The organism is Paraburkholderia hayleyella (assembly GCF_009455685.1).
GTDB classification, from domain to species: domain Bacteria; phylum Pseudomonadota; class Gammaproteobacteria; order Burkholderiales; family Burkholderiaceae; genus Paraburkholderia; species Paraburkholderia hayleyella.
On sequence record NZ_QPES01000001.1, the window covers coordinates 3,287,239 to 3,295,139 of the forward strand.

The 7,901-nt window shown below is 55.1% G+C and carries 9 protein-coding genes; 2 read left to right on the forward strand and 7 right to left on the reverse strand.

The features are described from left to right. Positions 1 to 612: 612 nt before the first annotated feature. The 3 genes from GH657_RS18315 to mnmE form a co-directional block, all read right to left on the reverse strand. A complete protein-coding gene (locus tag GH657_RS18315; RefSeq protein ID WP_246174088.1) occupies positions 613 to 1,128 on the reverse strand; it encodes a tyrosine-type recombinase/integrase in 516 nt (171 codons plus the stop codon). 149 nt (positions 1,129 to 1,277) lie between these two features. Beyond that, positions 1,278 to 1,496, reverse strand: coding sequence for an Arm DNA-binding domain-containing protein (locus GH657_RS18320; protein ID WP_246174089.1), 219 nt, complete (start codon positions 1,494 to 1,496; stop codon positions 1,278 to 1,280). A 171-nt stretch (positions 1,497 to 1,667) separates the two neighbouring features. Further along, positions 1,668 to 3,068 carry a tRNA uridine-5-carboxymethylaminomethyl(34) synthesis GTPase MnmE gene (gene mnmE / locus GH657_RS14500; protein ID WP_153101562.1) on the reverse strand — a complete coding sequence of 467 codons (1,401 nt, stop codon included), beginning with the start codon at positions 3,066 to 3,068 and terminating at the stop codon, positions 1,668 to 1,670. A gap of 406 nt (positions 3,069 to 3,474) precedes the next feature. Between mnmE and GH657_RS14505 the strand changes: the two genes are divergently transcribed. Both GH657_RS14505 and GH657_RS14510 read left to right on the forward strand, forming a co-directional pair. Beyond that, entirely contained in the window at positions 3,475 to 3,906 is a 432-nt protein-coding gene (locus GH657_RS14505) for a helix-turn-helix domain-containing protein (protein WP_153101563.1), read from the forward strand. A gap of 235 nt (positions 3,907 to 4,141) precedes the next feature. After that, positions 4,142 to 4,567 carry a helix-turn-helix domain-containing protein gene (locus GH657_RS14510; protein WP_153101564.1) on the forward strand — a complete coding sequence of 142 codons (426 nt, stop codon included), beginning with the start codon at positions 4,142 to 4,144 and terminating at the stop codon, positions 4,565 to 4,567. A gap of 154 nt (positions 4,568 to 4,721) precedes the next feature. On the opposite strand, the gene yidC is transcribed toward GH657_RS14510, so the two are convergent. The 4 genes from yidC to rpmH form a co-directional block, all read right to left on the reverse strand. Then, positions 4,722 to 6,389 carry a membrane protein insertase YidC gene (gene yidC, locus GH657_RS14515; RefSeq protein ID WP_153101565.1) on the reverse strand — a complete coding sequence of 556 codons (1,668 nt, stop codon included), beginning with the start codon at positions 6,387 to 6,389 and terminating at the stop codon, positions 4,722 to 4,724. A 30-nt stretch (positions 6,390 to 6,419) separates the two neighbouring features. Further along, positions 6,420 to 6,650, reverse strand: a complete 231-nt coding sequence (yidD, locus tag GH657_RS14520; protein WP_153101772.1) for a membrane protein insertion efficiency factor YidD — start codon at positions 6,648 to 6,650, stop codon at positions 6,420 to 6,422. A gap of 112 nt (positions 6,651 to 6,762) precedes the next feature. Beyond that, positions 6,763 to 7,245 (reverse strand): ribonuclease P protein component, encoded by a 483-nt coding sequence (locus GH657_RS14525; RefSeq protein ID WP_153101773.1) that lies wholly within the window; start codon positions 7,243 to 7,245, stop codon positions 6,763 to 6,765. 53 nt (positions 7,246 to 7,298) lie between these two features. Next, positions 7,299 to 7,433, reverse strand: coding sequence for a 50S ribosomal protein L34 (rpmH, locus tag GH657_RS14530; RefSeq protein ID WP_043277961.1), 135 nt, complete (start codon positions 7,431 to 7,433; stop codon positions 7,299 to 7,301). Positions 7,434 to 7,901: the final 468 nt, after the last annotated feature.

Consider the following 7,901-nt stretch of genomic DNA (forward strand, 5'->3'; position numbering starts at 1 on the left):
GGCACTCAGCAGATACAGGCGTCTGCGGAACAACTTGGACGCCTTTGGGAGGCCATACTCGTTCGTCCGGCACCACCCTGTAAATACGGATTGATCTGATAAATTCGAAGATAAATCCTATTTCTCAGAAGCCTGAGAGTCACAAGCGCCTCGCACTATCAGCACTTAATCGCTTGCAACAACGCTGTGTACCATTTCGACATAGGGTCCGCGCCTGAACAGTTTCACGAAGGTAGGCCACGCCGTGGCGCCGAGCAGATAGCCTTAGCTATCTGCTGTATGGCCTGTCGGCTTCAAACCCGTGACACATCAAGACCTGACGCAGGCGAGAGAGAGTCGATGACATCGGCCCACATTTGCAACATGGCCTTGCGTTGTTCTGCGTATACGGCACGGTTATAGACTCCACGCACTCCGCCGATACTGCGATCAGTGCCTTCTCGACTACATCTGATGTCCACCCTTGTTCATTCAGGAGGGTGAATGCAGTCCGGTGCAAATCGTGGATAGTGAATGTCGGAATCTCCTGCCCTTGCAAAGCGACCTTGAGCGCTTTGCTCAGTGCATTTTGTGCGCAAATGGCTTCGTCAGAGAGCCCCGACCTGGCAGGACCTATTCGCTGTTCCCTGCCAATACCAGCAATTCCTTGAAGGGCATCATGGCCTGACTCGACAAGTAGACGATGTGTGGTTTCCCGGTCTTTGAGTTCTCTTCAGGGATATGCCATTCCGCCTCTTCGAGGTGCCGGTCTTTGCGCCTGGCCAACAGCAGCTCAGATTTGCGCACCAAGGTGAGCAAGATGATCTTGAATTGCCGCCGAATGTTGGACTGCTGAGCGGCTTGCAGGAACTGCTTTATCTCCTCGGTTAGCAAAGCACGCTCACGTGATACGGCCTTGTAGACGTGCCGCATAGGTAGTGCAGTGATTGGGTTCGCGGAAAGTAGTCCGCATGTCATTGCGGAATCCAACATGCATTTGAGAAGGCCGCAGACTTGGCCGGCTGCAGCGTCAAGGCCCGGCTCCTTCTTCCGCCAGATAACAGACCAGACGTCCTCGGTCAGGAGTTCACATACCCGTTTGCCACCGATGTGCGGCAGGATGCCCTTGTCCAGGTAGCGATGCGGCATCGTGGTGTCGTGGTGTCCTTGCAGTCGCGCGACTGAATTTCCCTAACCCTGAAATAGCGCCCGGAAAACTGTTGGAGAGTGGTGTCTTCCGGTCCCGCGACCTTGGCGCGCTGCTTCTTCTGGGCCGAGTGTTCGCCCACCGCCGCCATCTATGAGGCGCCATCGCGCATGAGCCGGGCATTGTTGAGGGGAAGCGCCGGGTACTTGCCAAGCGTGAGTTTCTCGTCCTTGCCGCTCAGCCTGTAACGGTAGCGCCAGACCATCCCTCCCGCTGGAAATATTTCCAGATACAGGCCACGGTCGTCGCTGACGGTACAGGTCTTGTCCCTGGGTTTGAGTGCCTTCAGGGCGATGTCAGTGAGTGCCATCTGTTCTCTCCGTATGTCCAAGTAGCGGATGGCTCCGGCCAAAACCACGACCTGGACATAAAATCAGACGGCGCTCAAGATGCTCCAGCAAAACGCGTAAGGCAAAAAACGTCGTATTCGTGCAGGCTTCAGGACAATTTGCAAACATTGACGGAACCAGCAAAACCCAGTTTATTTCCCAATACAAAACCGGCTAAAAATCACGCCCAGTAAATCATCTGAGGTGAACTCGCCAGTAATCGAATTAAGCGCCTCCTGTGCCAGGCGTAACTCTTCGGCGAAAAGATCGAGCGCGGCGGCATTCTGGCTAGCGTGCTGTGCAGCCAGCGCCAAATGCGTCTGCGCGGCGCGCAGCGCCACCAAATGACGCTCACGCGCCAGATATAGGCTCTCCGCACCCACCCGCCAACCAGCGATTCTCAATAGCTCGGTGCGTAGCAAAGCAATTCCATCGCCACTTTTCGCCGACAGACGCACTTCACACAATGGCTCGCCCGACGTCGGGTCCAGTATCGTCACGTCCGGCCCGGCTTCCGTCAAATCGCTCTTATTCAGCACACGTACCACCGGCACGCCGGCAGGAAAACGCGTGGCGATCAGCACATTCTCGTCAGTCATGCCACTGCGAGCATCGAGCAAATGCAGCACGACGTCCGCGCGACCTATTTCGCCCCAACTTCGCGCGATGCCGATTTTTTCCACCTCATCCTCGGTCTCACGCAAACCAGCGGTATCAATCACATGAAGCGGAATGCCTTCGATCTGAATCGTTTGGCTCACCTTGTCGCGGGTTGTACCGGCAATCGGCGTCACAATTGCCAGCTCCGCGCCCGCAAGCGCATTCAGCAACGATGACTTACCAACATTCGGCTGCCCAGCCAGCACAACCGATAACCCCTCCCGCAACAAAGCGCCTTGACGCGCATCCACCAGCACTTGCGCGAGTCGCTCCCGAATATAGGCAAGCTTGTCACGGGCATTGGCGGCTTCAAGAAAATCAATTTCCTCTTCTGGAAAATCCAGCGTCGCTTCAACGAGCATGCGCAGCGTGATGACGTCATTCACCAGCGCGTGAATGTCCCGCGAAAACGCGCCATCGAGTGAGCGTCCCGCCGAACGCGCCGCGGCCTCGGTACTGGCCTCGATCAAATCGGCCACGGCTTCGGCCTGGGCAAGATCGAGCTTGTCGTTCAGAAACGCACGGCGGGTGAATTCACCGGGTTCGGCTAGCCGCAATCCTATCTGCTGACCGGCAGCGAGGCTGCGTTGCAAAACCAGTTGCAACACGACAGGGCCACCGTGGCCCTGCAATTCAAGAACGTGTTCCCCGGTGTACGAATGAGGCGCGGGAAAATACAGCGCGATTCCCCGATCCAGCGCCTCGCCACCTGCGTCAAGAAATGGAACGTAGCTGGCGCGGCGTGGTGTGAGTACCTGTCCGGTCAAGGTATGCGCCAGTTGTTCAGCCCTCGTCCTGTCCGTCGCGCCAAACGAAATCCGTACCACACCGATCCCTCCTCTACCGGGAGCCGTGGCAATGGCGATGATCGGATCGGAATCGGTGGCAAGCATAGGCAGGTATAACGCAGGTAATAACAACAGAAGGAAAAAGGACTAAAAGATGCACGGCGAGATGTATCGCGCAAAACAAGGACAAATTGCGCGCAGCATTGTAACTCGGGCGTTTTATCGCTTCGTCATGTGCGTTTTACAGGCATAGGTTCACGCATAGTTCACACATAATCTCGCACCTTCGGAATATCTCATCTAAGATAAGAATATTCTTAAGATCAATGCATTCGTCTGAAAAATTGAAAAATGCGTGAAGTCCAATAAATGAATGGGTGAGATATCCCCACAGAACCTGCCAAAACGAAGTGGATTCCTGTGCTGATACGAGCTAACAACTGCTGATACACGCTAAATATAACCTACATAGTTGTCTTCTAGCATGTCAGTAAAATGCACAATTCGACCCATGCCAACCGTCGAAGAAAAAGCCGCTTTTGCCGAACGCCTGAGATTTTCAATGACTCGTGTCACAGAAAAACTCAAAGGCGGTACGGATCTTGCGCTGCATTTCAATCTGCGCCATCGCGGTAGCGAACCTGTATCGCCGCAAACCGCGCACAAATGGCTTACCGGCCGCACCATCCCGACTCAGGACAAGCTGCAAACCTTGGCCGAATGGTTCAAGGTCGATTTGCACTGGCTGCATTACGGCCCCCCGCCATCGGGCAATCCAAACCGGGCCGTTCCGCGCCCGCTATCACGCGATGGCAAATATCCGCTATCCCCCGAAACGCTCGAGCTCGCGTCCAAGGTCGAATCGTTGTCATCCCATCATCGTTATCTGGTACAAGAACTAGTCGCCCAGTTTTATGGCGATGCAGGTTCAGAACAAGAATAAGTGCCAACAGAACAATCTGAACAATCTTGAATAAGATAAGATCATTCCAACGCTTTTTTGATAGAAAATTCCACATCTAAACCAAAGTCTCAAATTGCACCGTACTGTGACGCATAAGAACAAGTCATAACGTGAAAACCCACTTGCTCTGAAATAAGCTAAATGCTACGGGATTACGCTAAATCTAGCGTGCCCGGTTGTCTGCATGAGCCCAGTGCAAATGCACAATCCGCCCATGCCAACCCCTCAAGAAAAATCGGCTTTCGCCGAACGCCTCAAGTTTTCAATGACGCGCGCCCCGGAAAAACTCCGTGGCGGTACGGATCTCGCATTGCATTTCAACTTGCGTCACCGCGGCGACCATCCCGTTTCACCTCAAACGGTGCATAAATGGTTGAGTGGACGCACGATCCCCACGCAAGACAAGCTGCAGACGCTCGCTGACTGGTTCAAAGTCGATTTGCACTGGCTGCATTACGGTCCATCACCCAGCGGCGGCAGCCCTCGCCCGGTGCCCAAACCGCTGCCACGCGATGAAAAATATCCACTGTCACCCGAAACGATCGAACTCGCCTCCAAAATCGAAGCGCTCACGCCACATCATCGTTATCTGGTGCAAGAGCTGGTTTCACAGTTCTATGGCGATACGGGAAAAGACTGATTTAACCGCCTCGGTTCGCATGCCGCTCGCTACAAGCAATAAAGCCCTGGCCAGATTGGCCAGGGCTTTATTTTTGTGTTGCGGGTAAAAACTTGATGGGTGCGCCGCACCTTGTGCGCTTCGTTTCAATTAGCGTCTTTTCGTCACGCCGCTATCAAGTGGTTTTTTGTTTTGCCGCGCCCATCATGCGCGTGATGTAGTACTGCTGGGCAATGGACAGCAAGTTGTTCACCACGTAATACAGCACGAGGCCCGCCGGGAAGAAGAAGAACATGGCCGAAAACGCCAGCGGCATGAACAGCATCATCTTGGCTTGCAGCGGATCGGGTGGCGTCGGATTGAGCTTCGTTTGAACAAACATTGAAGCCGCCATCAGCACGGGCAGGATAAAGAACCGGTCCGGCTGCGACAAATCCTGAATCCACAAAATCCAGGGTGCGCCGCGCATCTCCACCGACGATAGCAACACCCAGTAAAGCGAAATAAACACCGGAATCTGAATCAAAACCGGCAGACAGCCGCCAAAAGGATTCACCTTTTCGGTTTTATACAGCTCCATCAACGCAGCGTTCATTTTCTGCGGCTCGCCCTTGAAACGCTCGCGCAGCGCTTGCATTCGCGGCGTGACTTCCTTCATCCGGGCCATCGATTTATAGCTCGCGGCCGATAGCGGGAAAAATACCGCCTTGATGAGCAGCGTAAGCAGCACAATTGCCCAGCCCCAGTTGCCGACATAGCTGTGAATTTTCTCCAGCAACCAGAACAGCGGCTTGGCGATGATCGTGACCCAGCCATAATCCTTGACCAGTTCAAGACCAGGAGCGATGCCTTCCAGCATCCGCTCTTCTTCTGGCCCCGCAAACAGACGAGCCGACACATCTACCGTTTGCCCTGGCGCAATCACCGTCAGCGGTTGTTTCACACCCACGCGATAAAGCGTCGGATCAATTTTCTCGACGTAGATATCCCGCTTTGCGCCTTGCTGAGGAATCCACGCCGACGCGAAATAGTGCTGCACCATCGCAATCCAGCCGTTATCAGCAGCGTTAGCGTACGTGGCCTTGTTTTTGTCGATATCGCTGAAATCGATTTTCTGGAAATGATGTTCAGCTGTGTAAACAGCGGGTCCGATAAACGTGTGCGAAAAACGCGGGGTTTCGACAGGTTCACTGTCGCGCACAAGTTCCATGTAGGCAGTAGGCGTGACAGGTGTCGTACCGACGTTGGTAATTTTGGTGTCGACGCCGATCACGTAACTGCCGCGCGTGAACGTATAAGTCTTGATCGCTTTCAATCCGCCCTTTTCTGGCGATTCGAAACTGATCTGAAATGACTTTTCATCGCCCGTCAATTGATGCGGCTGCCCCGCCACGGGTGTGTAAATGTCATTGTGATTCGGAAAGTCCCCGCCCAATAAGCCCGTGCGCGCCAGATACGTATGATTGGCCGTGCGGTCGAACAAGGTAATCACGAGATCCGGCTGTTTGTTGCCGTCGCCTTGCTTAATTAGTGTCAGCTTGGCGAGCGTGCCGCCGCGTGTATCGATTTCACCGCGATAAACGTCCGTGCTAAACGGAACCAGCTCGGCCCTGGCCACCACGGCGGCGGTGTCAGGCACTGCTCCGCTGGTTTGTGGCACATCGGCAGTTGAAGCGGCACTGGCCGAACCCGGCTTGCCTGATGCGGCATCACTTGCCGTCTGCGTCGGATTGACACTCGGAAAAAACATCGACGGGCGTCCATGATCTCGTTGCCAGTTGTCGAACAGCATGACCGCTGACATGAAGAGGATGACCCATAGAACGGAGCGTTTGATATCCATGCGTTGTCTCAGTGTCGAGGGAACGGCGCGTCAGCGCTTTTCAGAAGTGGGGGATGGGACAGGATCCATACCGCCGGCGGAAAACGGATGGCAGCGGCACAGGCGCCGGGCCGCAAGATAAGCGCCACGCGCGGCGCCATGATACTGGATTGCCTCACGCGCGTAGTCAGAGCAGGACGGATAAAAACGGCAGCGGCTGCCAAGCAAGGGGCTAATGGCAAGCTTATAAAACCGCAATAAAGCGAAAAGGACCGTTTGCATAGCCGCTGCGGCAGCGTATGCCGCGCTTAAATAGAACTCGATGACCGAATTACCGCAATGAACTGCATGGCGAACACGAAGGCTCATCTTGTCCAGGCTGGCTGCCCGTGCGTCAATTTGCTGCAGCATCCGGCTTACCAGACGACGCATGAAGAGGCGCTTCTGCGCGACGGCGGACAATTTCACGCGCCACCTTGTCGAGCAGAGCATCAATTTCGTTGCAGCATAAGGCTTTCAGCGGTGGCGATGAGGCGCTGGGCGACGCTTTTTTATCGAACCGGGTATGCACGCGCAACAGCACGTCCCAACCGTCGAAATCAGCGCGACGCAGCCGGAAATGCTCGCGCGCGATTCTGCGCACCAGATTACGGGTGACGGCACGCGGCGCATATTTTTTGCCCGTTACAAGACCAAGCCGTGCGGCGTTGCCGGTAGGTCTGGCATAAACGACAAAATGCGCGGTGCGACGCCATGGGCGCAAACGAAAAACGGATGAAAACTCATCCGTTTTTAGCAGCCTTGCGGCCTTAGGAAAGCTTGCCCGCGTCTGCGCCGAATCTGGATCCAGCGGTAATGCACCCGCTGCTTCCGTCATGACAGAGACACCGGACACAACGCGAGGCATCCTTGCCACATGCGCATCGGGGCCTAGATTGCCAGACGCTTGCGACCCTTTGCACGGCGTGCGTTGATGACCTTGCGGCCACCCGTGGTTTTCATGCGGACACGGAAACCGTGGGTGCGTTTGCGACGTGTGACGGAAGGCTGATAGGTACGTTTCATGTTGCTCTCACCTGATTGAGATTGACCGCTCGAGCATCACAGAAAGTGCAATGGCCGGTGGTTCACTGATTGGTTTTCGCGGAACCCGTTATTTGAACCGGTTTTCCGTTCGGCGTCAATAGCTTGTCAAGCGTTTAGCCATCCAGGCTGGAATAATCCGCAGATGGACCCAACTCGGGCCAGACTCGCTATTCGCTATTGATAAACGCGGATGAACGCGCATGGGCTCCATGTTTGCCGCTCGTTTTCCCTGCCGTTTTGGCGTTAGAATCGCGGCTTGGCCTCGTCGCCACCTTCGCAATACTGCGAGCAGTTTCAACTCACCGCTCCCGAAACGATCTGGCGGAAAAACGGGCTGAGGCTGCCTCGTCAGGCGCTACCGGCCCTGCCGCATCGGCCCTCTGCCCGGCATGGGCCGCAACGGTGGCTACCCTACCTCGCCATACCTCTACCAACGGCAGCCCTTCG